The following is a 25404-nucleotide window of genomic DNA, read 5'->3' on the forward strand; positions in this document are numbered from 1 at the left end:
GCGCTCCCAGGGAGGCTTCGGGGTAGGTTCGAAGCATGAACGCGGTGCGACGGACCACCCGAAGCCTCCCGGGGCTGCTGTTCCTGGCCCTTGCGCTGGCTCTGGTCGCCCTGACCGCGCCCGCCCCACGGGCGAGCGCGGCCACCGGCGTCTCGGCGGTCGCCGACGCCCTGCGCAAGAACCCGGTGTACGTCGACCCGGCGGCCGCCGCCCAGCTCTCCCCGGCCGACGCCGACGCGCTGGCCCGGCAGATCAAGGACGCGGACAAACCCCTGTTCGTCGCCGTCCTGCCCGCCGGTTACCCCACCAAGGACCTCTTCACCGACCTGCGCACCGCCACCGGCATCACCGGCCTCTACGCCGTCCGCCTCGGCGACCGCTTCGACGCCCGCGCCGACTCCTCGGTCCTGCCCAGGACGGCCGTGCAGAACCTGGTCACCAGCGTCCAGGGCGAGAGCGCCAAGGCCCAGCTGACCGACTTCACCGACCGCGCCCTGACCAACATGGGCGGCAAGGCCCCCGCGGGCTGGGGCGGCGGCAGCACGGGCGGCTCGGGAGTCTCCAGTACGGCGCTGATCGCGCTCGGCGCCGTGGTCGTGGCCGGTGGGGCGGGCGCCTACGCCCTGGTCCGCCGGGGCCGCCGCCGCCACGAGGAGGAGCAGCGGGCCGCCCTGGACCGGCTCCGGGTGGTCGTGGACGAGGACATCACCGCGTTCGGCGAGGAACTGGACCGGCTCGACTTCCGCCCGTCCGAGCCGGGCGCCGACGACGCGATGCGCGCCGACTACGAGAACGCGCTCAACGCCTACGACCAGGCGAAGTCCGCGATGGCCGACGCCCGCAGACCGGAGGACGTCCGGGCGGTCACCCAGGCCCTGGAGGACGGCCGTTTCTCGCTCGCCCGGCTGGCCGCCCGCCGCGAGGGCCGACCGCTCCCGGAGCGCCGCCCGCCCTGCTTCTTCGACCCCCGGCACGGCCCGTCCGTCACCGATGCCACCTGGACCCCGCCCGGCGGCGCGCCCCGCGAGGTCCCGGTCTGCGCGGCCGACGCCACCCGCCTCGCCGACGGCCACGATCCCGCGGTCCGCGAGGTCGACACCGACTACGGCCGCCGCCCCTACTGGGACGCGGGCCCGGCCTACGGCCCCTGGGCGGGCGGCTACTTCGGCGGCGGCATCCTCCCCGGCCTCCTCATCGGCACCGCCCTGGGCGGCTGGATGTCCGCCCCCGCCTACGCGGCCGACTACGGCACCGGGTACGGCGACTTCGGCGGCTTCGACTCCGGCGGTTACCAGGGCGGCGACGTGTCGGGCGCGGACTTCGACCCCGGGGACTTCGGCTCCTTCGGCGGGGGCGGGGACTTCGGGGGCGGGGGCGGCGACAGCGGGGACTTCGGCGGCGGTTTCTGAGCCGGCTGGGCTACTCCGCATCCCCCAGCCGCTCCAGCACGGCGGCGGCGAGCGACAGCACCCCGCGCTCGGTCTCGCCCAACGCCCCGAGCGCCCCGGCCAGCCAGGCGTCCCGCTGTGCCATGTCGTCCTCCAGCGCCCGCCGCCCGTCGTCGGTGAGGCTCAGCACGGACTGCCGCCGGTCGGACGGGTCCGGCGCCCGTCCGACCAGCCCCTCCGCCTCCAGTTCCGCGAAGACCCGGGTCAGCGACTGCGGCCGCTGTCGCTCCGTGGCCGCGACCTCGCCGGGCGTGGACGGCCCGTGCCGGTACAGATGGCCGAGCACCGTCAGCTGGTTGGCACTGAGGCTCCCGTCCCCGCGCTCCTGCCGCAGCCGGCGGTTGAACCGCAGGACGGCACGACGGATACGGGCGGCTTCGGCGAGGTGCTCCATGGCGGCAAATCGTACGCGATTACTTACTACTTCTTCGCATCCATGCCCGTATTATCGCCACCGTGACCGCCAAACTCATACGCAACGCGTACGAAGCCGGGCTGACGATGACGGCCGTGCTGCTCTCCTGGGGAGCCGCGCTGGCACTGGAGGGGACGGCCGGGCTGCACACCGACGTGCTGGTCCTCGCGGTCGCCCTCACCCTGACCCTCGCCTCGACGCAGCGCACCGCCGACACCCGCAGGCGGCTGACGTCCCTGGTGCTGCTGCCCGTGACGGCCGCCGCCTCGATCTTCGTCGGCCGCCTGCTCGCCTCCCACTACGCGGCGGGCGCGGCCGTCTACACGGCCGGGATGGCACTGGCCGTCTGGATCCGCCGCTTCGGCCCGGCCGCCACCAAGGCGGGCACGCTGATCGCCCTCCCCCTGGTGGCCCTGCTCGTGGTCCCCGGCCCCGCGCTGCCGGCACAGGCCCAGAGCGGGCTGGTGACCTGGGGCTGGTCGGCCCTGATCGGGGCGACGGCGTGCGGCTCGGTCTGGCTGGTGCAGTTCCTCGGCGACCGTTTCGCCCCCTGGCCCCCGGCGCCGGCCCCGGCCACGCCCTCGCGCCGGTCCCGCCTCCATCCCCGCCCCAGCACCCGCATGGCACTCCAGATGGCCGCCGGGATCGCCGCCGCCTTCACCCTCGGCCACCTGCTCTTCGACGACCACTGGCCCTGGGTCGTACTGACCGCCTACGTCGCCGCGAGCGGCAACCGCGGCCGAACGGACGTACTGCGCAAGGGAATCGAGCGCCTGGCCGGTGCCTGCGCGGGCACCCTCCTGGCGACGGGCGTGGCGGCGGCAGGCATCACCGGCCACACCGCCGTGGCCCTGATGTTCACGACCCTCGCGATCGCCCTCTGGCTGCGCCCCCTCAACTACGCCTACTGGGCGGCCGGCATGACCTGCGCCCTCTCCCTCCTCCTCGGCTACTTCGGCCAGCACGCGGGCTCCCTGCTGCCGACCCGCCTGGAGGGCATCGCGGTGGGCGCGGTCCTGTCGGTGGCCTCGGCCTGGTGGCTGCTACCGGTACCGAAACGCCGCGAGCCCGCCGCGACACGGCCCGCGTGGACCTGATCGGCCTTCGTCGGGTCCTGGGTCTGGTTCTGCTGGTGGTGAGGGGCCGGCCACAAGTGGCGCAGGTGCCGGTTCAGCACCGCGGCAGATCCTGAAGGACGTAGAGGACCTGCCGACGGGGGCAGGCGCGGCCCCCGCGTGGGGCTCACGCTTCCCCGTCGTCGGTGTCCCGGGCGCTGTGCGCCCGCAGCGCCAGCCGGCCGCACAGCGCGGCGAGTGGCAGCTCGGCGCCGAGCGCCATGGCGACCGCGGTGGCGAAGTCGCCGCCCGCGGCCGCGGTCGTGGTGTCGAACCAGGCGTCCACCACAAGCAGCGTCGCGGTCGCGGCGGCTGCCAGGGCGTGCCGCCGGTCGCCGCGGGCGGCGAGGAGGCCGGTGGCGATCAGGCCGAGCGCCTCCAGTGCGTCGAGCCCGACCCAGGCGGCCGGCCAGTGCGCCGCGGTCGCGGTGGCCGGCAGGCCGGTGGCCAGCACGTACAGCCACGGCAGCAGACCGAGCCCGCAGGCGACCAGCAGCCCCCCGGCCCGCCGCATGCCCCGCGCCGGGCGCGGCTCCTCCACCTCTTCGTGGAGCGGGATGACCTCGGCACGGTCGAAGCCCTCGGCACCGGCCAATTCGTCTTTGCGCACCACCAGTTGACGCATCGTCTGCCCCCGCTCCCCGTCGGCTCTCCCCTTCACGTGCTCCAGCCTCCGCCGCACACGGAGGCGCCGTCAGTCACGCAGGGTTCCGACCCGGGGTGGAGAAAAGTGCACCCCCGAACCGGGCGGGAGCGCCATGGCACGGGGATGGCCTGCGGCTTTACCGTGTGACGCATGCAACTCACGACGTGGCTGCGGCTGGTGCTGGTCCGGCCGTTCCGCGGGGCGGGACACCGGACCGCGCTCGTCGCCGCCGGCCTGCCGCTCCACCTCGCCGTCATACCCCTGTGGCTCTGGCTGGCCGGCGCGATCGCGGGGGCGCCGGCCGTGATTCCGCTGCCCGTACTGCTCACGCTCGTGGTGACACCCCTGCTGACCGCCGGGCAGCGGCGGCGCTACCGGGCACTCGTCGGCAAGGACCTCCCGCGCCCCGCCGTACCCGGGCCGGGACGCAACCGGAAGTCGGCGGTACGTCGGCTGACCACGCGGGCCTTGTGGCGGCAGGCCTGCTACCACGCCGTGGCGGGTCCGCTGCTCGCCGTCCTGGACCTCGCCGTCCTCGCCCTCTGGGCCGCCGCTCTCGTGGCCGCCTCCCTCTACGTGTGGATCTGGGCGCTGCCCCCGCAGTGGCGGGTCGCCGACCTCGGGTACGCCACGCAGGCCGTGTACATCACTGCCGGCGGCCTCGCCCTGTTGTTCCTCGGACCTCGGCTGACCGGCGCCCTGGTGCGGCTGGACACCCGGACGGCCGAGGCCCTGCTCGGCCCCAGCCGCGCGGAGAAGCTGGCCCGCCGGGTGGCCGACCTCGCCGAGAGCCGGGCGGGTGTGCTTGACGCCGCCGACGCCGAGCGGCGGCGGATCGAGCGCGACCTGCACGACGGCGCACAGCAGCGCCTCGTCTCACTCGCCGTCAACCTGGGCCTGGCCAGGTTGACCCTCGGCGACCTGCCGGAGGACGCCCGCAAGGTGATCGACGAGGCGCACCGCGAGGCGAAGGAGGCGATCGCCGAGCTGAACGACCTGGTGCGCGGCCTGCATCCGGCCGTCCTTGAGGACCGCGGCCTCGACGCCGCGCTGTCCGGGGTCGCCGCCCGCCTCCCGATCCCGGTGCGCGTGGCGGTGGACCTGCCGCAGCGCCCCTCACCCACGGTCGAGGCCGTCGCGTACTTCGTGGTCTCCGAAGCCCTGACGAACGTGGTCAAACACGCCCAGGCGACCCGGGCGGACGTGACCGTGGCGCGGATCGGGGCGACACTGCTGGTGGTCGTCGAGGACGACGGCGCGGGCGGCGCGGATCTCGCGGCGGCCGGTGGTGGCACCGGGCTCGTCGGGCTCGCCAAGCGCGTCGCGTCCGTCGACGGCACGTTCTCCTGCCGCAGCCCCGCCGGGGGCCCGACCGTCATCACCGTGGAGCTGCCGTGCGCGCCGTGATCGCCGAGGATTCCGTCTTGCTGCGCATCGGTGTGGTCAAGGTGCTGGAGGCGGCCGGTTTCGAGATGTGCGCGCAAGTCGCCAACGCGGAAGGGCTGCTGGCAGCCGTCGAGGAGCACCGGCCCGACATCGCCGTGGTCGACGTGCGCATGCCGCCCGGCTTCACCGACGAGGGAGTGCGCGCCGCGCTGGTGATCCGCCGCCAGTACCCGCGTACCGCCGTGCTCCTGCTGTCGCAGTACGTGGAGGAGCGGTACGCCGCCGATCTGCTCGCCGCCCACACCTCGGGCGTCGGCTATCTGCTCAAGCAACGGGTCGCGGACGTCGCGGAGTTCACCGAGGCGGTACGCAGGGTGGCGGCCGGCGGCACCGCGCTCGACCCGCAGGTCGTCGCGCAGCTGCTCGTGCGCCGGCACAGCGATCCGCTCGACCGGCTGACACCGCGCGAGCGGGAGGTGCTGGAGCTGATGGCGGGCGGCCGGTCCAACTCCGGCGTCGCCGCCGAGCTGGTCGTGAGCGAGAGCGCGGTCGCCAAGCACATCAACAGCATCTTCACCAAGCTCGACCTGCCCAAGGCCGACGCCGACCACCGCCGCGTCCTGGCGGTGCTGCGCTTCCTGGGCGTTGCGACCGCATAGTGCGCGATCACGCCCTCGGCGGTCGTCGCGTCAGCGCCCTCGTCCCGGGGTCGGCGGCGCCGGTGCGTGGGAGTCGGCGGAAGCCGGGGAGGACTGGTCGGTCCCGTGGCGGACTGACCACGAGGACATCTCATGTCGTCGGCAGGTCAAGGTGGGTCGCCGGTTATGGGGGGCTGGGCCTCCTGTGGTTCGCCGCCGGTTGAGGAAGGCGGTAGCGTCCACGGCGTGCTGGACGGTCCTGATGTAGCGGTGGCTCTGCGACGCGGAGTGCCTTCTCGCTCCCACGCCTGGGAGTTCGTGCGCTGGTTCGCCGACGCGTGGATGGGCCGTCCGGTGGAGCCGGACGATGGCTGCACCGCTGACGAGCTGGCGGCAGTGGAGGCCGATCTGGGCTTCGAGCTGCCGGCTGCTCTGCGTGACGGGTATGCGCTCATCGGCCGCCGGGACGACCTGACCCGGCAGCAGGATCCACTGGTCAGACCGCCTGGCCTTGATGTCGATGACGCCCTGGGTGGCGTCCTGGTCTTCCGCCGGGAGAATCAGGACTGTGCCTTCTGGGGAATCCCCCTGAGCCAGGTCGACCAGGACGATCCACCGGTGGTGGTGGAATCACATCAGGGCTGGATTCCCTTCCTCGATCGAACGTCCCTGGCGTGGGTCGAGCTGGTGCTGAGCGAGTCACTCTTCGCCGTAGACAGCCTCTATGACGCCTGCGAGCTGCCCGACGCACTGATGCCTGTTCTCCACGCCGGGTATGCCCGAGTCGGCCTGCCCGACCATCCCATGTGGGCGAGCGACAGCGACTCACCCGTCCGCTGGTACGCAGCTCCCGGCCGGCTGGTCCGCCGGGACGGCCTTCAGGAGCAGTCCTGGATCCACGCGCGCGGGCGCACGTTTTCCGATCTTGAGACCATCCGTGAACAGCTCCCAGGCCCCTGGGTCGGCTGAAGCCGCACCCGCCATCAGCATGGGCATGTTCGTGACGGGGACCGTTCAGGCGATCACGCAGCGAGCGCGACGGCAGGCGCAAAAGTGACTGCGGCAGCGTAGAGGGTGCGCGCTTGCAGGCAGCGGTAGAGACAGCCGAGGAACTTGTTGAACAACTGCTTCGCGGAGAAGTAGCCGACCAGCACCACGTCGGCGCCCGCGGCCGGGAGCCGGAACGTCCGCCGCTGGACTGGCACCGACGGCTGAACGCGGGGCTTCCTCCAGCGACACTCTGTTTCCGCCTTGGCCCCCGATCTCGGTCAGGATCCGTCGGCTGAACCCGGCGACCTTCGATCCGGACGTGCGGTGGCATAACGCAGCCCGGCGGCATGCCACCAGCCGGGCGGAGAAGGGCCGTTGACGGCGGAGGACGGCTGGTCCGGGTGCAGGCCGAGCCGCCGCAGGGCACCGGCCTCCACCGACAGGCCTATCCACCCGCGCCAGCGCCCGGTGTTCTCCCGGCGGCAGGCGAGGTCCCACCGGAGTTCGTCTTCCGTGAACGGCATCCAGTCGATGCCCCGCTCACGCAGTCAAGCGCAGAGCGCGACGAAGGGGCGAGGACGCCCCGGCACGTTCTCGTACGAGGTGATGAGGACCCAGTCGGTCTGCTCAGTCGCGGATGACGCGCTCAAGGAACTCGCTCCAGACGGAGGGGGAGACGGTGAGTATCGGCCCGTCGGGTGCCTTGGAGTCACGGACGTGGACGGTGGCGGGTGTGGAGGCGACCTCGACGCAGTCGCCGCCCTGGCTGCCGCTGTAGCTGGACTTGAACCATGTCAGTGCTGCGGTCTTCATGACTCTCCAAGCAGTCCATTCAAGAGACGCACGCTCTCGTCGGGAGAGAGGGCCTGTGACCGCAGCATTCCATACTGGAGGTGGTAGTCGCTGACCTCGTCGGGGTCCGCGACCAGGAAGCTGGCGCGCTGCACTTCCAGGTAGACCAGGCGCTCGAACTCCGGTGTTTCCAACAGCACCATCGGGCCGTCGAGGCAGGCGTGCGGCGTCCGTGCCTCAGGCATGATCTGGAAGCTCATGTGGACCGGCTCGGTGTACTCCAGGATCTGCTGGATCTGCTCCCGCATCACCTCCGATCCTCCGACCTTCCGCCGCAGGACGCTCTCCTCGATCACGAAGTGACCCACGGGCGGCCGTTCCCGCTGCCAGACCAACTGACGCTCCATGCGGGCGTTCACCCACTGCTCAGCGGTCTCGCTGCCGATCGCCGGATATCGATAGCCGAAGACCGCGCGACAGTAGTCCCTGGTCTGCAGGAGCCCTGGAACCACCTGGCTCTGGTACGAGAGAACGCTGACGGCCTCCTGCTCATGGTCGACCAGCCCCTGCGCGAACTGCACGATCCGCTCCCGCACCGGCAACTTGGCCACCAGCACACCCAACACCCCACCCGTCCGCAACAGTTCGTCGAACTGCTCGGCCCGGTCCGGCTGAAGCGCCAGCCTCCCCTGCTCGATGGACCCCACCGTGTCCACATGGATGCTCGCCATCTCGGCGAACTGCTCCTGCGTGACCCGGGCTTGTTTCCGGCAGTGGGCCAGCACCGCCCCGACCGCCTGCCACGATCCCACCTTCTTGGGCTTGCTCACCGAGTGCATGCGTGGTCCTTTCCCCCGTGCGCATCCGAAGTCCTCGTAGCGGGGTCGTAGCAATCAGAACTACGACCTCACTCACTGATCCATAGTAGTGACGCACAGTGACACTCGCCTCATGAACCCGGAACCCCAACACCCCCACACCCGCGAGGCGTTCTACCGCCGTGACCGCAGATCCGTACGTCTGGCCCGGGACTTCACCCGCGAAGCCCTAGCGGACTGGGAGGTCGGCCCGCGCACCGACGACGTGCTGCTCTGCGTGAGCGAACTGGCCACCAACGCGCTGCTCCACGGCGTCCCCCCGGGCCGTGGCTTCCGTCTCCGGCTGGCCCTGCATCCCGACGGGGTCCTTCGCACCGAGGTGCACGACAGCGGTCCGGGTGAACTCCGCTACGGCGACACGTCCCCGGAGTCGGAACACGGCCGGGGGCTGTTGCTGGTCACGTTGCTCGCGGACAAGTGGGGGGTGGGGGAGCGGGAGCCGGGGAAGGTGGTGTGGTGCGAGTTCGCGGTCAGGGGGATCCAGGAGCCTTCTGCGGAGCCGGCAGTCGAAGACCGGGGCGGACGCCTTCGGGGGCCTGCGTCACACTAAGCTCTTTCGTAACGCCGTATCCCCGTGACGAATGACTGGAGCCGCCCATGAGCGGACGGATCTGTCAGGTCTGCGCCGCCCCGCTGGCGGATCGCGTCCGTGGCCGGACCTCCCTCTACTGCTCGGCGGCCTGCCGCCAACGCGCCTACCGCCATCGGCGCACCGCGATCGACCAGCCGGCGGCCGACGTCCTCGCGGACATCGAGCGGCGGGTGCGGACCCTGGCCCTGCAGCCTCCCCATGCCTTCCGCTCGGACGCCGAGGACCTGGCCGCGGCGGTCCGCAAGCTGCGGCGGCTGGCGGCCCGTAACGTCACGCGGATCGCCGTGACGAAAACCGCGGAACCGCCGCCGGAGGCCGACGGCGAGGCCGACTTCGCCGCACTCGTCGAACCCCACCGCAAATGGCTGCACCTGCACTGCTACCGCATGGTCGGCTCCTACGACGACGCCGAGGACCTGGTGCAGGAGACCCTGCTCAGGGCCTGGCGCGACCGGTCCGGTTTCGAGGGCCGAGCGGCGCCCCGGACCTGGTTGTACCGGATCGCCACCAACACCTGCATCGACCACCTTCGCCGCACCGGCCGCCGTCCCCGGCGCTACGAGCCGGTGCCCGGCATCGAGTCCGGCAGCGGCGAGCCGCCGGACCGGCTGCCCTGGTTGCAGCCCTACCCGGACCGGCTGCTCGACGAGCTGTCGGCCGACGACGAGCAGCCGGAGAGCGCCGCCGAGTCGCGGGAGACCGTGGAACTGGTCTTCCTCGCCGCACTCCAGCACCTCCCGCCCCGGCAGCGCGCGGTGCTGATCTTCCGTGACGTGCTGGGCCGTCCCGTGGAGGAGGCGGCGAAGCTGATGGACATGAGCGTCGCGGCGTCCAACAGCGCCTTGCAGCGGGCCCGGCAGACGCTGCGCGAGCGGCTGCCCCGGCGGCGGACGAGCTGGGCAGCCGGGCAGCACAGTCAGCAGGAGCGCGACATCGTGCGCCGCTACATGGCCGCGGCCGAGCGCGCGGACCTGTCGATGATGGCCGATCTGCTCGGCGCCGACGTGGTGGTGACGATGCCGCCCAATCCGGTGTGGTTCGCCGGCCGGGACGCGCTGCTCCAGCAGATCGGACGGGTATTCGACCCGGCCTCGCCGGGGTACTTCGGCCGCTGGCGGCACCTGCCGGTCCGGGCGAACCGCCAGCCGGCCGTCGCCGGGTACGTACAGCGGCCGGGGACCTCGGTGTACCGGGCGCAGCTGGTCGACGTGCTGCGCATCGAGGCCGGGCACATCGTGGAGATCACCACGTTCGAGGCCCACCTGGTCACCGCGTTCGGTCTGCCGCTCAGACTGCCGGTCGAACGTCCTGCCGACGGGGACCGATGACGAATCTCCCCGGCCGACGTCCAACTCTCTGAAGACATCACCGATCCGGGAACCCAGGAGAGATCATGACCACGCAGAAGATCCAGATCGAGCGCACCTACTCCGCCGCTCCGGAGAAGATCTGGGAGCTGTGGACCACCGGCGCCGGCATCGAGGCCTGGTGGGCGCCGGAGGGGTTCACCGTGCACGTCGACGCCCTGGACCTGAGCGTCGGCGGCACCTTGACCTACACGATGACCGCGACCGGCCCCGAGCAGGTCGCGTTCATGGAGAAGGCGGGCCTGCCGCTGAGCTCGACCTCGCACAAGACCTTCACCGAGGTCGAGCCCACCAGGCGTCTGGCCTACAGCACGCTCGCCGACTTCATCCCGGGCGTCGAGCCGTACGAGTTCCTCACCGAGGTCGAGCTGCGTCCGGCCGCCGGCGGCGGAACACACGTGACCATGACGGCCGACGCCATGCACGACGAGGAATGGACAGGGCGGCTGGCCGCCGGGCGGACGAACGAGATGGACAACCTCGCCAAGGTGGTCGCGTCCTAGACTCGAAGGACGGCCACGTGGGACGCCTGCCCCGGGAGGACGCGATGGTGCGGCAGACCAGGCTGGACGGGGAGTCCGAGGACCACCTCGGTGCCCGGGAGAAGCTGCGGCTGGCCGAGATCGACCTGATGCGGCGCCGGGAGGAGGTCGCGGCGCTGTGCCGGGCGCTCCCGCCGGGGCCGGCCGTCGACGACTACGTCTTCCTCGAAGGACCCGGCGACCTCGGCGCGGGCGACGCCCCGGTGCGCGAGGTCGCGTTGAGCGAGCTGTTCACCGGGCCCGAACGGCCGCTGATCGTCTACCACTTCATGTACGGCAAGCTCCAGACCGGCGCCTGCCCGATGTACCCGACCATCGACTACTAGGACCTACTGGGCCGCGGCACGCGAGGGACGTCCGGACACGGCAGAGCGCCGCCCTCAGGGGAGAGGAGGGCGGCGCTCAGCGGGCGTGCTCGGGGCCGGCGGTCCGGCGCCGCGGGCTCACGCGCTCTTGATCGCCGAGATGTCGAAGTTCAGCTTGATCTTGTCGGACACGAGGACGCCACCGGTCTCCAGCGCCGCGTTCCAGGTGACGCCCCAGTCGGAGCGCTTGATCTCGGCCTTGCCCTCGAAGCCGACGCGCTCGTTGCCGAACGGGTCCTTGGCGGCGCCGTTGAACTCCAGGTCGATGGTGACCGGGCGGGTGACGCCGAGGATCGTGAGGTCGCCGGTGATGCGGTAGTCCTCGCCGCCGAGGGCCTCCGCCTCGGTGGAGCGGAAGGTCATCGTCGGGAACTCGTCGATCTTGAAGAAGTCGGCCGACTTCAGGTGACCGTCGCGGTCGGGGCTGCCGGTGGTGATGCTGTCCATCTTGATGTCGAGGGAGGCCGTGGACTTGGACGGGTCGGTGCCGTCCAGGTGCAGGGTGCCCTCGAACTCCTGGAAGCTGCCCTTGACGTTGGTGACCATCGCGTGGCGGGCCACGAAGCCGAGCGTGGTGTGCGCCGGGTCGATCGTGTAGTCGCCGGTCAGCGCGGCCGTTTCGGCGGTCGTGCCGGCGGCGGGGGTCGCGTCGTTCTTGCGGCCGAAGATGCCCATGAGGTGCTCCTTGAGAGGTGATGTTTAACGTTCAACGAACTCAACGAAAGACACCGTAGACCCATTCCCTTCAACCTTCAACATCATCGGTACGCGTGTTGCGTTCCTTACTCACCGTAACGCCGTGTTGGTTCGGTGTCGTGGCGGGACCCCCTGGGGGAGCGGCTAGGCTCTGTGTGGGTGAACCGCCGTCCGGAGGCCTGTGTCACTCCGCGGGTGGTATGGACCGGCCATGAATGTGAGGCGCATCTCGGCCCCGCCCTTGTGGTACTCCTACAACGGCAAAGCCCCCTGAGCAGTCGGAACGGCTGCATGGGGTTCTGGTTCTGTTCAGTGGTTCCAGGAAAACGCGCCGGAGACTGTACGGAGTCGACGTCTCGCAATCCTTGGTGTCCTTCGTAAGGTCGCTACATGACCGTTTTGGAAGAGACGACGGGTGAGCCCACCGGTGAGCCGACGGACGCGCGCGGGCGGGTCGCGGAGCTGCACGAGATCCGTGCGGCGGCCGTGGCGGGCCCCGGCGAGAAGGCGACCGAGGCGCAGCACGCCAAGGGCAAGCTGACGGCCCGGGAGCGCATCGAGCTGCTCCTGGACCCGGGTTCCTTCCAGGAGGTCGAGCAGCTGCGCCGGCACCGCGCGGTCGGCTTCGGCCTGGAGGCCAAGAAGCCGTACACCGACGGTGTCATCACCGGCTGGGGCACGGTCGAGGGCCGTACGGTCTTCGTCTACGCGCACGACTTCCGGATCTTCGGCGGCGCGCTGGGCGAGGCCCATGCCACCAAGATCCACAAGATCATGGACATGGCCATCGCGGCCGGCGCCCCGCTGGTCTCGCTGAACGACGGCGCCGGCGCCCGGATCCAGGAGGGCGTCTCCGCCCTCGCCGGCTATGGCGGCATCTTCCAGCGCAACACCAGGGCGAGCGGTGTCATCCCGCAGATCTCCGTGATGCTCGGCCCCTGTGCCGGCGGCGCGGCCTACTCGCCGGCCCTCACCGACTTCGTCTTCATGGTCCGCGAGACCTCGCAGATGTTCATCACCGGACCGGACGTCGTCAAGGCGGTCACCGGCGAGGAGATCACCCAGAACGGACTCGGCGGCGCCGACGTCCACGCGGAGACCTCCGGTGTCTGCCACTTCGCCTACGACGACGAGGAGACCTGCATCGCGGAGGTCCGCTACCTCCTCTCGCTCCTCCCGCAGAACAACCGCGAGAACCCGCCGCGCGTCGAGTCCACGGACCCCGTCGACCGCCGCAGCGACGTCCTCCTCGACCTGGTCCCGGCCGACGGCAACCGGCCCTACGACATGGCCAAGGTGATCGAGGAGATCGTCGACGACGGCGAGTACCTGGAGGTCCACGAGCGCTGGGCGCGGAACATCATCTGCGCGCTGGCCCGGATCGACGGCCAGGTGGTCGGCATCATCGCCAACCAACCGCAGGTCCTCGCGGGCGTCCTGGACATCGAGGCGAGTGAAAAAGCTGCGCGCTTTGTCCAGATGTGTGACGCTTTCAATGTTCCGATCGTCACCTTCCTGGACGTACCGGGCTTCCTCCCCGGTGTCGACCAGGAGCACGGCGGGATCATCCGCCACGGCGCGAAGCTCCTCTACGCCTACTGCAACGCGACCGTGCCCCGGATCTCCCTGATCCTGCGCAAGGCGTACGGAGGTGCCTACATCGTCATGGACTCCCAGTCGATCGGTGCCGACCTGACCTACGCCTGGCCGACGAACGAGATCGCGGTCATGGGCGCCGAGGGTGCCGCCAACGTGATCTTCCGTCGGCAGATCGCCTCCGCCGAGGACCCCGAGGCCATGCGGCAGAAGATGGTCAAGGAGTACAAGGCCGAGCTGATGCACCCCTACTACGCGGCCGAGCGCGGCCTGGTCGACGACGTCATCGACCCGGCCGAGACCCGCGAGGTGCTCGCCAAGTCGCTGGCGATGCTGCACACCAAGCACGCCGACCTGCCGTCCCGTAAGCACGGCAACCCCCCGCAGTAATCCTGCGGAAACCTCTCTCACGGAGACTGACACCCATGAACGTGCCTGACATCCGCGTCGAGAAGGGCAATGCCGACCCGGAGGAAGTCGCCGCCATAACGGCGGTCCTCCTGGCCCGCGCGGCCGCCCGGCCGACCTCCGACACCGAGCAGACCCACCGCGGCCGCGCCAAGGCAGGCTGGCGCCGCCTGGAACGCGAGAACGGCTTCCGCGCCCCGCACAGCTGGCACGGCTAGGCTGCGCCGCCTGGCCGGCAGTACGCAGGAGAAGGGCCCCTCTGGCTTCAGAGGGGCCCTTCTCCATGTGCGCCAACGCTCCCGGCCGGTCCGGCACCGCCGACCACCGCCATCGGGGCTGAGCGCCGCCGCGGCGGAAAGGATCTGAGCTGCGCTGCGGAGGGGAGGGAGGACTGCGCTGCGTCGCGGTGGAAAGGATCTGAGCTGCGGTGGGGGAAGGGGGCTGGGCCGCGTCGTGGGGGAAGGAACTGGGCTGCGACTGCGGTGCGGGAAGGGGGCTGGGCCGCGTCGTGGGGGAAGGGACTGCGCTGCGTCGCGGTGGAAAGGAACTGGGCTGCGATGCCCAGGGGGAAGAACTGGGCTGCGGCGGGTGTGAGGCGGGGCGGGGCGGGGAGGAGGACGGGGTGTTGTGGGAAAAAAGGTCGGGCCCCTTCGCGGGAAGGGGCCCAGAGGAGCGCCCCTTCAGGGGCGCTGGGGGTACCCCCGGCCGAAGGCTGGGGGAGGAACTGCGCGACAAGCCACGAACCACCCGCAGTCGGCGAGCGGGCAGCCGTGGCCGCCCGGTGGCCGGAACTACCGCAGCCGAGCCATCAGAGCGTGCTCCACGAGAGTGATCAGCGCCGACTTCGCGTCGGCACGGTGCCGCGCGTCGGTCGTGATGATCGGGGTGTCGGGGCCGATCTGGAGCGCCTCGCGGACCTCTTCGGGGTTGTACGGCTGGTTGCCGTCGAAGCCGTTGAGGGCGATGACGAAGGGGAGACCCGAGTTCTCGAAGTAGTCGACCGCGGGGAAGCAGTCGGCGAGACGGCGGGTGTCCACGAGGACGATGGCGCCGATCGCGCCGCGTACCAGGTCGTCCCACATGAACCAGAAGCGGTCCTGACCGGGGGTGCCGAACAGGTACAGGATCAGGTCCTGGTCCAGGGTGATGCGGCCGAAGTCCATGGCGACCGTCGTGGTCGTCTTGTCCCCGGTGTGGGTGAGGTCGTCGATGCCGGCAGACGCGGACGTCATCACGGCCTCTGTGCGCAGCGGGTTGATCTCCGAGACGGCGCCGACGAACGTGGTCTTGCCCACGCCGAAGCCGCCCGCCACCACGATCTTCGCGGAGGTGGTGGAGCGGGAAGGACCGCCGCTAGAGCTTGCGAAGTCCACTGAGCACCCTTTCGAGCAGTGTCACGTCTGGCTGGCCACCGGCGTTCTCGTCGCCGCCGGGCTGATGGATGGCGACCAGGCCCGCCTCCGCCAAGTCGGCGACGAGGATCCTGGCCACGCCGAGAGGGATCGTCAGCAGGGCCGAGACCTCGGCCACCGACTTGATCTCCCGGCAGAGGTTGCAGATCCGCTGATGCTCGGGCAGCTGGCCCTGCATCTGGTGCGGCTGCGCGGTGGTGTGCACCAGCGCCTCGATGGCGAGCTGGTACCGCGGGCGGGTCCGGCCGCCGGTCATGGCGTACGGACGCACCAGGGGGTTGCTGGACCCCGAGGCCGGCGCCGGCTCGGGGCGGCGCTGCGGCTGCACCGGCTGGATGCGCGGCGCCGGCGGCTGGTCGTACGGCGAGGGACCGGGGCCCTGCGGAGCGTACGGCTGGCGGTGGCTCGGCGTGGAGGGGAAGTTGTACCGGTTCCCGGAACCGTCGCCCTGGCCCTGCGCAGGCCCGTACGACCAGTTGCCGCTATGAGAACCGCCTGGGGGTGTTGCCACTTTCTCTCCTCCTCCGACCGTGCCGGGCACCCAACCTTGTGGAGCCGCGTCCCGAAACCTTACGGCCCCGGGACGCGAAAACGCACCGTCTGACTATTAGTTGAGAAGGCTTCCCTGGAGTTCCGCACGCAGATCCGGGGTAAGGACCGTGCCCGCGCGGTCCACCAAAAGGGCCATCTCGTACCCAATCAGGCCGATGTCGGCCTCCGGGTGGGCCAGGACGGCCAGCGAGGAACCATCGGAAACGGACATGATGAACAGGAATCCCCGCTCCATCTCCACAACCGTCTGATTCACGCTGCCACCCTCGAAGATGCGGGAGGCGCCTGCCGTCAGAGACGTCAGACCGGAAGCGACGGCCGCGAGCTGGTCGGCGCGGTCGCGGGGGAAGCCTTCGGACATCGCCAGAAGGAGTCCGTCGGCGGAGACCACCACCGTGTGGGACACCCCCGGGGTGTTGTCCACGAAGTTGGTGATCAACCAGTTCAGGTTCTGTGCCGCCTGGCTCATCGGGCTCACACTAACGCTCCTGGTTGTAGGTGCTGTCAGGACCGAAGCCCTGGCCGTTCGTTTCACTGCCTGCGCTGCGCCCGCGCTCGACGCCGCGACGCAGGTTGCTCAGCCTGCCCCGGATGTCCTCCGGGGCGCGGGAGACCTGTGGGCCTCCCTGAGGGGTGCTCTCGGCGGCTCCCTCGACCAGGTTGGCCTTGGGTACCCGCCTCGGCAGACCAGAGGAGGTGACCCCGCCCGCCTTGGGCCTGCGCAGCGCCGAGGCCTGCTGCCAGCGCTCGTCGTTCTGCGAACGCCAGGAGTTGTCGCCGGCCGGCTCGGGAGCCGAGGCCGCCGGTGCCGGTGCCGGTGCCGGTGCCGGTGCCGGCGCCGGTGCCGGTGCCGCCGGTGCCGCGGCCGGAGCCTGCTGCATGGGACCCGCGCCGTTCCGGCCGCCCGTGCCGCTGCCGGAGCCTCGGCGGGGCAGCCCCGCGTCGGTCAGCCGGTGGCCGTTGGAGGGGGCCGGTCCCGGACGGTCGAAGCCTACGTGGTTCCGCTCGTCCACGTCACCGGCCTGCGCCGATTCCGCCTGCGGAGCGTACTGGGCCGGGTAGCCGTTCTGGTAACCGCCCTGCTGCGGCCAGTCGTCCTGGTAGGGCTGCTCGCCGAAGGCCGGGAAGGCCTCCGCGGCGGCCTGCGCGGCCGAGGGCTCCTCCTGGGCCGGCTCCTGATAACCGGGCTCCGGGTAGCCGCCGTTGACGGAGAACGCGTCGGGGGAGAACGTGTCGTTCTGCGGCAGGCCGCCGTTCGGCGCGTAGTACTGCTCGTCGTACGTGCCCTGCGGCTGCTCCTGGTACGCCTGCCGCCCGTCGTAGCCCGTGGGCTGCTCCTGGAAGCCCGTACCGCTCGGGTCGTAGTCCGCCCGGCCGCTGTCGAACTCGTCGGCGTACGCCGGTATCTCGGCGGTCTCCTGCGGGGCCTGTGCGGCCTGCGGAGGCTGCGCCTGGGCCTCCAGGGCCGCACGGCGCTCCTCGCGCATCAGCGAGCGGCCCACGGGGTCGAGGTCGCGGATGTCGTCGGGGACCTCGATGTAGCGGCTGTCGTCGAAGCCGAGCTCGGCCGCCGTACGCATCGGCTGGAGCTGCGGCTGGTTGAAGTTCTCGGCCTGGAACTGCTGCTGCGGGATGATCTGCGACACCGTGAACTCGTCACGGTCCAGCTGCTGTTCGCCGCCACCGCCGTGCGTGATCGCGTCCGGCAGCATGACCAGCGAGGTGGTGCCGGCCTGCTCGCCGGAGGGGCGCAGCTGGACCCGGATGCCGTGCCGGTCGGAGAGCCGGCCGACCACGAACAGGCCCATGCGCTGGGAGATCGCGGCGTCCACGGTCGGCGGGTTGGCCAGCTTGTGGTTGATGTCCGCGAAGTCCTCGGCGGTGAGGCCGATGCCCTTGTCGTGGATCTCGATCATGATGCGGCCGTCGGGCAGCCGGGTCGCGGTGACGCGGACCTTGGTCTGCGGCGAGGAGAACGTGGTCGCGTTCTCCAGGAGCTCGGCGAGCAGGTGCACGAGGTCGGTGACCGCGCGGCCGTGGATCTCGGCCTCCGGGACGCCGGAGAGCTCGATGCGCTCGTACTGCTCCACCTCGGAGGAGGCGGCGCGCAGCACGTCGACCAGCGGGACCGGCTGGTCCCAGCGGCGGCCGGGCTCCTCGCCCGCGAGGACCAGGAGGTTCTCGCCGTTGCGGCGCATACGGGTCGCGAGGTGGTCCAGCTTGAAGAGGTTCTCCAGCTGGTCCGGGTCGGCCTCGTTGTTCTCCAGGTCGGTGATCAGGGTCAGCTGGCCCTCGATCAGCGACTGGTTGCGGCGCGAGAGGTTGGTGAAGATCGCGTTGATGTTGCCCCGCAGCAGGGCCTGCTCGGCGGCGAGCCGCACGGCCTCGCGGTGGACCTGGTCGAAGGCGCGGGCGACTTCGCCGATCTCGTCGGTCGAGGTGATCGGGATCGGCGCCACCCGGGTGTCGACCCGGCCCGGGTCGGTGCGGGAGAGCTGGTCGACCAGCATCGGCAGGCGCTGCTCGGCGATGCCGAAGGCGGCGTTGCGCAGCTGGCGCATCGAGCGGGACATCTGGCGGGCCACCATGCCGGCCAGGATGAACGCGGCGAGCAGCGCGACCATGACCGCGGCACCCGTGATGAAGGCGTCCGTCTTCGCGTTGTCCGCGATGTCGGAGGCCTCGCTCACCGCCTTGTCGGCCATGTCCGACTCGATCGTGCGGTAGGCGTTGTACTTGAGGGTGTTGACCGTCCACCAGTTCTCGGCGGTGACGCCCTGGGAGGCCAGCGCCTGGCGGGTGCTCGCGCTGGTGTCCTGCAGCGTGGCCAGTGCGCTGACCATCGCGTTGTCCTTGGACGGCGGGGCCACGTAGTTCGGGTCCTTGGCCTTGGCCTGCTGGACCAGCGCCGCGCCGTCGGTCTTGATCTTCTGCTCGAGGTCGGTCAGCTTCTGCGCGTCCGCCTCGGTGCCGCCGCCGATGTACTCCTCGACGGCGATGCCCTCGAGGTAGGCGTACGAGGAGAGGGCGACCCGCTGGCTGGCCAGGTTGCCGGCGTCCGGGCCCGGCTTGACCAGCAGGTGCATGCCGATCGACCGCTCCAGCGACAGGGCCGCCTTGGTGAGCGAGATGGCGTAGACGGTACGGCCGTAGGAGGTGATGTTTCCGGTGCCCAGACCGAGCTCGTTGGCGAACTCCATCAGCGGGTGGGCGACCGCGACGTACCCCTCTTCGGTCTTCACCCCGGGGAGCTTGCTGGTGTACGAGGCGGCACGCAGGTTGGTGAGCTGCGGCTCGGCCTCGCGGAACAGCTTCAGGCGGCGCTCCAGGCCCGGCTTCTGCGGCATGTTCTGCGCGGCCGCGTCGAAGGCGTCGGCGGCCTTGTCGGTCGCGGCGCGGGCCTGGGCGACGGTCGCCTTGTCCTTGTTCAGGAGCAGCGGTGCCGCGCTGACGTCACGCTCGTTGTAGAGGGCGTCGGCGTAGGTCAGGGACGCACGGACCAGGCGCGCGGTGTTCTCCGCGTCGCGGGCGTCCTGCCAGGTGTTGATGGAGCTCTTCACCTGGAAGCCGCCCATCACCAGGCCGACGGCCACGGGTATGAGCAGGATCGCGTTCAGCCTGGTCGGCACTCGCCAGTTCCGCGGGGAGAAACGGCCGCCGCTCTTCGCGGGTGCGGCCGGTGGTTCCGCGGCTGGCACAGGGGTGGGCGCCGCAGCGCGCGGCGGCGGGGTGAAGTTGCCCCGTGCCGACGGCTCGGGACCGTTCTTGCTTCGCCTCACTCGACCAACAACCTCTCGGCGGCGGGCACCTATCGTCGTGCCGCAGTCTCTCAGAGCCCGGTGTGTCATCGACCACTACTCAGTACGTCGTTGACTAATGGGCAGTTCAGGCATTCCAGCACGGGGGCCGGTGCACTTCCAAACAGTCCATTGGGGCAGAGCGCACGGATGTAAGCCCCAGATAAAACGGTCATAAAGAGCGAGCCCCGCCAAAAGGCGGGGCCATTGTGAGCGCAGCGGCACCACTCGACCGCGACGCGTGGCGATACCACTGGATTCCTCTGCCGAAACGTTATGAACACCGGAGCCGACCGTGTCAAAGGCCACAGTCGGCTCCGGTTTCCATACGACAACTGCCGTACACGACGTCGGACTTGGGTACCGCCGGCGCGCTAACGCAGGCGGGCCATGAGGGCGTGCTCGACCAGCGTGATCAGCGCGCTCTTCGCGTCGGCGCGGTGCCGGGCGTCGGTCGTGATGATCGGCGCGTCCGGTCCGATCTGCAGTGCCTCGCGCACCTCTTCGGGTGTGTAGGGCTGGTGTCCGTCGAAGCCGTTGAGGGCTATGACGAACGGCAGACCGCTGTTCTCGAAGTAGTCCACGGCCGGGAAGCAGTCCGCCAGGCGCCGGGTGTCCACGAGCACCACCGCGCCGATCGCACCGCGCACCAGGTCGTCCCACATGAACCAGAAACGGTCCTGACCGGGCGTGCCGAACAGGTACAGGATCAGGTCCTGGTCGAGCGTGATACGGCCGAAGTCCATGGCCACCGTGGTGGTGGTCTTGTCCCCGGTGTGCGTCAGGTCGTCGATGCCCGCCGAGGCGGACGTCATCACGGCCTCCGTGCGCAGCGGGTTGATCTCGGAGACCGCTCCCACGAACGTGGTCTTGCCGACGCCGAAGCCGCCCGCCACCACGATCTTCGCGGAGGTGGTGGCCCGCCCTCCGTCAGAGCTTGCGAAGTCCACTGAGCACCCTTTCGAGCAGCGTCACGTCAGGAGCGCCGCCGTTGTTCTCGTCGCCGCCCGGCTGGTGGATGGCGACCAGGCCGGCCTCGGCGAGGTCGGCCACCAGGATCCGGGCCACACCGAGCGGCATGGCGAGCAGCGCCGAGACCTCGGCCACCGACTTCACCTCGCGGCACAGGTGGCAGATGCGCTGGTGCTCCGGGAGCAGCCCCATGAGCGCTGCCGGGTCGGCCGTCGTGCTGATCAGCGCCTCGATGGCGAGCTGGTAGCGCGGCCGGGTCCGGCCGCCGGTCATCGCGTAAGGACGTACCAGCGGCTGGTCGCCCTCGTCCCCGTACGGCTCCGCGTACGGATCATGAGAGGCGGTGGGCGGGGTCATCGTTCCTCCGGGCGGGACAGCAAGTCGGTCGGGCTAGCCGTCGGACGTGGCCGGTGGGGGGATTGTGGCGGCCGGACGGTGATTTGGTGAGGCGGGTTGGATCCGGGCTGTCAGTGGAGCAGACTGCCTTGCAGTTCGGCGCGCAGGTCAGGCGTGAGGACCGCGCCCGCGCGGTCGACCAGGAGCGCCATCTCGTAGCCGACGAGGCCGATGTCGCACTCCGGGTGGGCCAGGACCGCGAGGGACGAGCCGTCGGAGATGGACATCAGGAAGAGAAAGCCGCGTTCCATCTCGACGACCGTCTGCGCCACGTTGCCGCCCTCGAAGATCCGGGAGGCCCCGGCCGTCAGCGAGGTGAGCCCGGACGCGACGGCCGCCAGCTGGTCGGCACGGTCGCGTGGGAAGCCTTCGGACATCGCCAGAAGGAGGCCGTCGGCGGACACGACGACGGTGTGGGACACACCTGGGGTGTTGTCCACGAAGTTGGTGATCAACCAGTTGAGGTTCTGTGCCGCCTGGCTCATCGGACTCAACTAACGCTCCTGCTGGTGAGTGGGGCTCGGGAAGGTGCCGGTCTGCGGGCCGGTGCCGGCCTGCCGACCCTGTGCGATACCCCGACGGAGATTGGTCAGCCGACCGCGAACGTCATCAGGCGAACGCGAGACCTGCGGACCCGCTTGGTGCTGTTGCTGCTGTGCCGTGCCCGGGACGAGGTTCGCCCGGGGGACCCGGCGCGGCAGACCGGAGGTGGTGACACCGCCCGCCGCCGGCTGCCGTACACGCTCCGCCTGCCGGACGAGGTCGTCGTTCGGGGAGGTGCGCCAGGCTGCCTGGGCGGGACGCTGGGGGGCCGCGGCCGCGGGGGCCGGCGGCTGGGCGGGCACCGGCGGGACCGGCGGAACCGACGCCGCCGAGCCGTTGCCGTTGCTCTGGGGGTGCTGCTCCTGCTGGCCGCCGTGGAACCAGTTGGTCTCCAGGGTGTCGTACAGCGGGGTACGACCGTCACCCGGACCGGTGGCCGGCGGCAGCGCCTCCGGCTCCTGGCGGGCCGGCGGCACGGGCGGGCGCTGCGGCGCACCATAGTCGAGGCCGCGGCCGTCGGACCCCGGACGCTCGAACTGCCCGGTGCCGTACTGCCCGTTGCCGTTCTGGCCGTTGCCCGGGTAGCCGTTCTGCCGGCCCGGCAGGGAGTGCTGACCAGTGGAGCTGCCGTCGTAGGACGGCGTGGCGAACTGGCCGGTGGAGCCGTTGTCGTAGGCCTGCGGGGCGGCGAACTGCCCGGTGTTCCGCGAGCCGTTCTGCGGCGCGGCCGGCGTGCCGAAGACGTCGGAGCGCACGAACTGGCCGGAGTCCTGCTGGCCGTTGACGTTCGGCCGTGGGAACGAACCGGTGTCGTGCTGGCCGTTCACGTTCGGGCGCGGGAACGAGCCGGTGTCCTGCGGGCCGGTCGTACCCGGTCGCGGGAACGATCCCGTGTTCTGCGAGCCGTTCGGCGCGTTGAAGTCCGGGCGCGGGAACTCGCCGGTCGGCGGAGCCTGCGGGACCGCCGGCATCTGCGAGGTGGCGCCGAGGTCGTGCCGGTCGTCGACGCGGGGCATCGGCGCGGTGTGGGCCGGGTCCTGCTCGTCGTGACCGCGCGGGGTGTCCAGCGAGGCACGGGACAGCGGCGGCTGGGCGTTGTCGTCGCTCCAGCTGGGCCTGCCCGCCGACGGGTTGGCGCCGGGCAGTTCGGCCCGCGGGCCGCCGCGCGGCGGCAGCTGGGGCTGACGGCCCTGGTCGGAGGAGTTCGCGGAGCGCTGCGGCGGGACCGGGGGGCGGTTGCCGAAGGCGTCCTGGCCACCGAAGGAGTTCTGCGAGTTGCCGAACGCGTCCTGGTTGCCGAAGGCACCGGCACCCGCGTTCGACCGCCCCTGCGAGCCGCGTCCGCCGCCCTGCGCACCGGGACGGCCGCCGTTCGGGCCCGCGCCGGGCAGCGCGGCCCGGGGACCCTGGCCGGCGCCGACCTGGCCGCGCGAACCCGCACCGGCGCCGAGCTGCCCGCCGCCGGAGGGAGCGCCGGAGCCGAGGGCACCGCCGCGTCCGCCGGCCGTACCGGCACCGCCGCCGAGCGCCGGGGCCGGAGCACCCGCGCCGAGCGGACCACCGGCACCGCCCTGACCGCCGCCGCGGCGGGCGGCGGCCGCACCGGCCGCGGCCTGCGCGGCGGCCGGACCGCCGGACTGAGCGGGGGCACCGGGCTTGCCGGGAGCGGGCTTCTTGCCGCCCTGGGCGACGTCGACCGGGAGCATGACCAGCGCGGTCGTGCCACCGGAGTCGGACGGGCGCAGCTGGATGCGGATGCCGTGCCGCTGCGACAGACGACCGACCACGAAGAGGCCCATGCGGCGGGAGACCGAGACGTCCACGGTGGGCGGCGAGGCGAGCCGCTCGTTGATCGCCGCGAGGTCCTCGGGGGAGAGGCCGATACCGGTGTCGTGGATCTCGATCAGCACCCGCCCGTCGGGCAGCGCGTGACCGGTGACCTTGACCTTGGTCTGCGGCGAGGAGAACGAGGTGGCGTTCTCGAGCAGCTCGGCGAGCAGGTGCACGAGGTCGTTGACCACGCGGCCGGCCACTTCGGTGGTCGGCACGGCGGCCAGTTCGATGCGCTCGTACTGCTCCACCTCGGAAGCGGCGGCGCGGAGCACGTCGACCAGCGGGACCGGGCGGGTCCAGCGGCGGCCGGGCTCTTCACCGGCGAGGACGAGGAGGTTCTCACCGTTACGGCGCATACGCGTCGCGAGGTGGTCGAGCTTGAAGAGGGAGGACAGCTGGTCCGGGTCGGCCTCGCGGGACTCCAGTTCGGAGATGAGCGAGAGCTGACGCTGGATGAGGCCCTGGGAGCGGCGCGAGAGGTTGGTGAACATCGCGTTGACGTTGCCCCGCAGAAGGGCCTGCTCGGCGGCGAGGCGGACCGCCTCGCGGTGCACGTCGTCGAAGGCCGCGGCCACCTGGCCGATCTCGTCCCGGGAGTGCACACCGACCGACTCCACGGACGTGTCGACGTCCTGCGGGTCGGACTCGGAGAGCTGCTTGACCAGCTCGGGCAGGCGGTCCTGGGCGACCTTGGTGGCGGTCTCCTGGAGGCGGCGCAGCGAGCGGATCATGGAGCGGGCCACGATGAAGGCGCCGACCAGCGACACACCGAGGACGAGCAGGATCAGCGCACCGGAGATGATCGCCGACTGCTCGGAGGAGGCCCGCAGCTCGCGCGCCTTCTGCTCCATGTCCTCGAGCAGCGTGTGCTCGATCTTCTTCATCTGGTCGATCTTGGTCGAGCTGTCGTCGACCCAGTCGAGGTACGAGCGCTTGCTGAGCTCGTTCAGACCGTTCTGGGCGCCGAGCGCGCGCTTGGCGTAGGTGTCGGCGGCCTCGATCGTCGGGTTGTTGCCGTCGATCGGGCTGAGCAGGTCGGCCGCGTTGCCAGCGTAGATCTTCCGGAAGATCGTCAGCTCGGAGGTCTCGCTCGCCTGGGCGGACTCGCCGTACAGGCGGTCGTTCTCGGAGAGGTCGCCGACGCTGGTGCCGTTGGCGGGCAGGGCCGCGGCGATGACGGCGCGCTGTACGGACGCGTACTCCTTGGCGGTGGAGAACGCCGCCAGGGCGCGGGTGCGCTGGATCATCTCCGGGTTGCTGGAGGCCTGCGCCATGTCCTGGGAGAGGTCGATCAGCTGGGTGATCAGCCGGTGGTAGGCCTCGACCGTCTGGGTCGAGTTCTCCTTCTGCTGATAGGCGTCCTTGCGGATCTTCGCCAGGTCGTCCAGCTGGCCGGCCAGACCGACGAGGCTGTCGCGGACGCCCTGCAGCTGACCGTTCTTGCTCGCGGTGTCGATCGACTCGGAGGCGTTGAGGAAGTTCTCGCGGGCGCGGTCGGTCTGGTCCTCGTACCCCTTGACCGCGACGCTGGAGACCGACCCGCCGTGCGCCAGCGGACCGGCGGTCTTGTCGCGCTCGGTCTGGAGCGCTGTGGCCAGCTCGGTGGCCTGCGTGGTCATGTCCGTCAGCAGCTGCATGTTGTCGAGCTGCTGGATGTCGTCGAGCGACTGGTTGATGCGCACCGCGCCCAGCGTCGTCGCCGCCACCACGGGGAGGGCGAGCAGCGACACCAGGCGCGTGGAGATACGCCAGTTGCGCAGGGCTATGCGCGAGCCCGGGTTGCCGAGGCCCTGCGCGGGCTTGATCGTCGGAGTCGGAGTCGCGGTCGGCTGGGGGCCCGAGGACCCCGAAGACGCAGACGCGGCAGGGCGCCCGGAGCGCTCACCGCCGTCACCACCGCCGCCGGCCGGGGCCGGGCCCGGGTTCTGGGCGTGCTGGGGCGAGGAACCGCGGTCGGTCCCGCCGTGCGCCTCCGGCTCCGCCGAAGCGCTGCCATCCCTCTTGAAACGTCCCTGCACTAGCGTC

26 protein-coding genes are annotated in these 25404 nt (G+C 71.1%); 11 read left to right on the forward strand and 15 right to left on the reverse strand.

The window, feature by feature from the left end; all coding sequences use genetic code 11:
* Positions 1–35: 35 nt before the first annotated feature.
* Positions 36–1409 (forward strand): hypothetical protein, encoded by a 1374-nt coding sequence (locus ACFY0K_RS38475; protein WP_390643773.1) that lies wholly within the window; start codon positions 36–38, stop codon positions 1407–1409.
* 10 nt (positions 1410–1419) lie between these two features.
* On the opposite strand, the gene ACFY0K_RS38480 is transcribed toward ACFY0K_RS38475, so the two are convergent.
* Complete coding sequence (locus tag ACFY0K_RS38480) at positions 1420–1842, reverse strand: MarR family winged helix-turn-helix transcriptional regulator (protein ID WP_390643774.1); 423 nt, start codon at positions 1840–1842, stop codon at positions 1420–1422.
* A 62-nt stretch (positions 1843–1904) separates the two neighbouring features.
* Between ACFY0K_RS38480 and ACFY0K_RS38485 the strand changes: the two genes are divergently transcribed.
* Positions 1905–2960 carry an FUSC family protein gene (locus ACFY0K_RS38485; protein ID WP_390643775.1) on the forward strand — a complete coding sequence of 352 codons (1056 nt, stop codon included), beginning with the start codon at positions 1905–1907 and terminating at the stop codon, positions 2958–2960.
* Positions 2961–3105: 145 nt separating this feature from the next.
* Here the strand turns inward: ACFY0K_RS38485 and ACFY0K_RS38490 are convergent, their stop codons facing one another.
* The gene (locus ACFY0K_RS38490) at positions 3106–3639 is read right to left on the reverse strand and encodes a hypothetical protein (RefSeq protein WP_390643776.1); all 534 of its coding nucleotides are present in this window, start codon (positions 3637–3639) and stop codon (positions 3106–3108) included.
* 135 nt (positions 3640–3774) lie between these two features.
* Here ACFY0K_RS38490 and ACFY0K_RS38495 point away from each other — a divergent pair, with 135 nt between their 5' ends.
* The 3 genes from ACFY0K_RS38495 (at position 3775) to ACFY0K_RS38505 (ending at position 6617) form a co-directional block, all read left to right on the forward strand.
* A complete protein-coding gene (locus ACFY0K_RS38495; protein WP_390643777.1) occupies positions 3775–5031 on the forward strand; it encodes a sensor histidine kinase in 1257 nt (418 codons plus the stop codon).
* Positions 5019–5669: a response regulator gene (locus ACFY0K_RS38500; RefSeq protein ID WP_390643778.1), complete on the forward strand. Its 651-nt coding sequence runs from the start codon at positions 5019–5021 to the stop codon at positions 5667–5669. The genes ACFY0K_RS38495 and ACFY0K_RS38500 overlap by 13 nt, the downstream gene beginning before the upstream one ends.
* Positions 5670–5966: 297 nt before the next feature.
* Positions 5967–6617 carry an SMI1/KNR4 family protein gene (locus tag ACFY0K_RS38505; RefSeq protein ID WP_390643779.1) on the forward strand — a complete coding sequence of 217 codons (651 nt, stop codon included), beginning with the start codon at positions 5967–5969 and terminating at the stop codon, positions 6615–6617.
* Between the two features lie 53 nt (positions 6618–6670).
* Here ACFY0K_RS38505 and ACFY0K_RS38510 read toward each other — a convergent pair whose 3' ends face one another.
* From ACFY0K_RS38510 to ACFY0K_RS38525, 4 genes are all read right to left on the reverse strand, one after another.
* Positions 6671–6805: a hypothetical protein gene (locus tag ACFY0K_RS38510; protein ID WP_390643780.1), complete on the reverse strand. Its 135-nt coding sequence runs from the start codon at positions 6803–6805 to the stop codon at positions 6671–6673.
* Positions 6806–6916: 111 nt separating this feature from the next.
* Entirely contained in the window at positions 6917–7162 is a 246-nt protein-coding gene (locus ACFY0K_RS38515; protein WP_390643781.1) for a hypothetical protein, read from the reverse strand.
* 103 nt (positions 7163–7265) lie between these two features.
* On the reverse strand, positions 7266–7451 hold the full coding sequence (locus tag ACFY0K_RS38520) for a DUF397 domain-containing protein (protein ID WP_390643782.1): 186 nt from the start codon (positions 7449–7451) through the stop codon (positions 7266–7268).
* Complete coding sequence (locus ACFY0K_RS38525; protein WP_352367131.1) at positions 7448–8269, reverse strand: helix-turn-helix transcriptional regulator; 822 nt, start codon at positions 8267–8269, stop codon at positions 7448–7450. Before ACFY0K_RS38525 ends, ACFY0K_RS38520 begins: the two co-directional genes overlap by 4 nt.
* Positions 8270–8381: 112 nt before the next feature.
* Between ACFY0K_RS38525 and ACFY0K_RS38530 the strand changes: the two genes are divergently transcribed.
* The 4 genes from ACFY0K_RS38530 (at position 8382) to ACFY0K_RS38545 (ending at position 11135) form a co-directional block, all read left to right on the forward strand.
* Positions 8382–8858 carry an ATP-binding protein gene (locus ACFY0K_RS38530; protein WP_390643783.1) on the forward strand — a complete coding sequence of 159 codons (477 nt, stop codon included), beginning with the start codon at positions 8382–8384 and terminating at the stop codon, positions 8856–8858.
* 47 nt (positions 8859–8905) lie between these two features.
* Positions 8906–10228, forward strand: a complete 1323-nt coding sequence (locus ACFY0K_RS38535) for an RNA polymerase subunit sigma-70 (RefSeq protein ID WP_390643784.1) — start codon at positions 8906–8908, stop codon at positions 10226–10228.
* 65 nt (positions 10229–10293) lie between these two features.
* Positions 10294–10770: an SRPBCC domain-containing protein gene (locus ACFY0K_RS38540; protein ID WP_390643785.1), complete on the forward strand. Its 477-nt coding sequence runs from the start codon at positions 10294–10296 to the stop codon at positions 10768–10770.
* A 17-nt stretch (positions 10771–10787) separates the two neighbouring features.
* Complete coding sequence (locus ACFY0K_RS38545) at positions 10788–11135, forward strand: DUF899 family protein (RefSeq protein WP_390643786.1); 348 nt, start codon at positions 10788–10790, stop codon at positions 11133–11135.
* A gap of 117 nt (positions 11136–11252) precedes the next feature.
* On the opposite strand, the gene ACFY0K_RS38550 is transcribed toward ACFY0K_RS38545, so the two are convergent.
* Positions 11253–11849, reverse strand: coding sequence for a YceI family protein (locus ACFY0K_RS38550; RefSeq protein ID WP_351959714.1), 597 nt, complete (start codon positions 11847–11849; stop codon positions 11253–11255).
* 411 nt (positions 11850–12260) lie between these two features.
* Between ACFY0K_RS38550 and ACFY0K_RS38555 the strand changes: the two genes are divergently transcribed.
* On the forward strand, positions 12261–13856 hold the full coding sequence (locus ACFY0K_RS38555) for an acyl-CoA carboxylase subunit beta (RefSeq protein WP_390643787.1): 1596 nt from the start codon (positions 12261–12263) through the stop codon (positions 13854–13856).
* A 35-nt stretch (positions 13857–13891) separates the two neighbouring features.
* A complete protein-coding gene (locus ACFY0K_RS38560) occupies positions 13892–14092 on the forward strand; it encodes an acyl-CoA carboxylase subunit epsilon (RefSeq protein ID WP_390643788.1) in 201 nt (66 codons plus the stop codon).
* Positions 14093–14665: 573 nt separating this feature from the next.
* Here the strand turns inward: ACFY0K_RS38560 and ACFY0K_RS38565 are convergent.
* The 8 genes from ACFY0K_RS38565 to ACFY0K_RS38600 form a co-directional block, all read right to left on the reverse strand.
* Positions 14666–15247 (reverse strand): ATP/GTP-binding protein, encoded by a 582-nt coding sequence (locus tag ACFY0K_RS38565; protein WP_046729246.1) that lies wholly within the window; start codon positions 15245–15247, stop codon positions 14666–14668.
* Positions 15228–15797 carry a DUF742 domain-containing protein gene (locus ACFY0K_RS38570; RefSeq protein ID WP_351959712.1) on the reverse strand — a complete coding sequence of 190 codons (570 nt, stop codon included), beginning with the start codon at positions 15795–15797 and terminating at the stop codon, positions 15228–15230. Before ACFY0K_RS38570 ends, ACFY0K_RS38565 begins: the two co-directional genes overlap by 20 nt.
* Before the next feature lie 96 nt (positions 15798–15893).
* Positions 15894–16307: a roadblock/LC7 domain-containing protein gene (locus ACFY0K_RS38575; RefSeq protein ID WP_005479603.1), complete on the reverse strand. Its 414-nt coding sequence runs from the start codon at positions 16305–16307 to the stop codon at positions 15894–15896.
* Between the two features lie 10 nt (positions 16308–16317).
* Positions 16318–19617 (reverse strand): nitrate- and nitrite sensing domain-containing protein, encoded by a 3300-nt coding sequence (locus ACFY0K_RS38580; RefSeq protein ID WP_390643789.1) that lies wholly within the window; start codon positions 19615–19617, stop codon positions 16318–16320.
* A gap of 392 nt (positions 19618–20009) precedes the next feature.
* Positions 20010–20585 carry an ATP/GTP-binding protein gene (locus tag ACFY0K_RS38585; RefSeq protein ID WP_046729249.1) on the reverse strand — a complete coding sequence of 192 codons (576 nt, stop codon included), beginning with the start codon at positions 20583–20585 and terminating at the stop codon, positions 20010–20012.
* Positions 20566–20964 carry a DUF742 domain-containing protein gene (locus ACFY0K_RS38590; RefSeq protein ID WP_019058642.1) on the reverse strand — a complete coding sequence of 133 codons (399 nt, stop codon included), beginning with the start codon at positions 20962–20964 and terminating at the stop codon, positions 20566–20568. Before ACFY0K_RS38590 ends, ACFY0K_RS38585 begins: the two co-directional genes overlap by 20 nt.
* 110 nt (positions 20965–21074) lie before the next feature.
* The gene (locus ACFY0K_RS38595) at positions 21075–21488 is read right to left on the reverse strand and encodes a roadblock/LC7 domain-containing protein (protein ID WP_030382516.1); all 414 of its coding nucleotides are present in this window, start codon (positions 21486–21488) and stop codon (positions 21075–21077) included.
* Positions 21489–21497: 9 nt separating this feature from the next.
* Positions 21498–25397: a nitrate- and nitrite sensing domain-containing protein gene (locus tag ACFY0K_RS38600; protein WP_390643790.1), complete on the reverse strand. Its 3900-nt coding sequence runs from the start codon at positions 25395–25397 to the stop codon at positions 21498–21500.
* Between the last annotated feature and the right edge of the window lie 7 nt (positions 25398–25404).

It is taken from the genome of Streptomyces sp. NPDC001507 (assembly GCF_042894765.1).
Lineage (GTDB): Bacteria > Actinomycetota > Actinomycetes > Streptomycetales > Streptomycetaceae > Streptomyces.